This window comes from Rhizobium sp. SRI_017 (genome assembly GCF_057586295.1).
The window spans coordinates 1-1,319 of the sequence record NZ_JBYCZP010000062.1 but is presented as its reverse complement, the minus strand read 5'-3'; the positions used below and the strand labels follow the sequence as shown (position 1 = coordinate 1,319).

The 1,319-nt window shown below is 56.9% G+C and carries 2 protein-coding genes; one reads left to right on the top strand and one right to left on the bottom strand.

The window, feature by feature from the left end:
- Nucleotides 1–176: 176 nt before the first annotated feature.
- A complete protein-coding gene (locus tag AC2YI2_RS34970) occupies nucleotides 177–536 on the top strand; it encodes a DUF1403 family protein (RefSeq protein ID WP_487391116.1) in 360 nt (119 codons plus the stop codon).
- 57 nt (nucleotides 537–593) lie between these two features.
- On the opposite strand, the gene AC2YI2_RS34965 is transcribed toward AC2YI2_RS34970, so the two are convergent.
- Nucleotides 594–1,112: a PIN domain-containing protein gene (locus AC2YI2_RS34965; protein WP_487391115.1), complete on the bottom strand. Its 519-nt coding sequence runs from the start codon at nucleotides 1,110–1,112 to the stop codon at nucleotides 594–596.
- Between the last annotated feature and the right edge of the window lie 207 nt (nucleotides 1,113–1,319).

The following is a 1,319-nucleotide window of genomic DNA, read 5'->3' as shown; positions in this document are numbered from 1 at the left end:
AAAACATCCGATAATGCAAGCTTATCGGACATAATCAACTAACGACGTGTGGTGCGGTTCTATATGATATTGGTGGCATAAACTGCACGCTTGATTTACGATCCTCCGCATGGATTCGCACGTGCCACCATCGTTGACAATGCCGACCTGACCGCCCCGGGGTGCCGGACTGGGCGGTGGCGCGCGGGCGCAATCTGACGGACGTGGACGCCGCGTTTGCCGCTGGCATTGCCTTGAAAACACTGGATGATCTGGTTCGATGCGATCCCGTCTGGGCGAGCTGCTGGCGGTTGCGTCAGGCCTTAAGATGCGCCGCGGTTGCCGTGCGACTGATGGGTCGAAATGAGGATGAGAAGGTGCTTCGTGATGCCGTCCTTCTGACCGAAGCGGGTGACGATCCGGGACCGGCCGGAAAGCTGTATTTGGCCTTCAAAAGGCTATCAGCGCGCAAACCCGACTTGTCGACCAAGACCGTCGCCGAACTGGCCGCACTTATGACGGGGCGGGGGAGGTTCCGGGCGTGGGGCGTGCTATGAGCCGGCCACCCAGTTGTCAGCGCCAGCCGCATCGTACTCCTTTCAAAGCTGAGCGCTTTATAGCGACAGAAAGTGCGGCTTCAGAATATCGACAGTTTCGGTCAATCCGTTGGCTTCCATCTCTAGAAGAAGGTCCGAGGCCGTTTTGGCAGGATTTTTGAAGCGGAGCCTCATTTGGCGGATGGCGGCAACCGCGCGCCCTAGGTCCAGTGCGACGGTGTCTGCTATGAAGTGGTCGGCGGATCGAACTTCGATGCCAAGCTTTGAGAGAAGCTCGGCGGGGAAATCCGACAGATTTTCCGTTACAATTGTTGCCGCCTGAGTTTTTAGCGCTGCGGCGATGACGTGCTCATCGTTCGGGTCAGGGAGGCTTTGACAAACACCCAGAAAGCCATCGAAATCTGTAACGAGCGCCTCTTCGAAGGCGACTTCCATCGCTTGGCGCGCTCGCTTAGCGCGTTCAGACGAGTCGACAAAACCGCGGCCCGCGGCGATCTTTTCAATCGCCGTCTCTGTCTCGTCCAACACTTTGGACGACCAGCGCACTCTGAAAAACTCTGCCTCGGCCAGAGACAAGAGTAGATTCCTCCGTAAAACGCTCGCCAGCGTGCAAGCATCAACGAAGGCAGTAAAACGATTTGCGAACAATCAGAGGAGCTCCCCGTCGAGTTCGCCGAGTTCATCGAGAGCCTTGGCCCGCTTGTTATCCCTTCGCGATTTGTAATCAAAAAGGGTGTCGGCCTTGATCCGTCGGTGACGACCCACCATGCTGTATTCGATGTC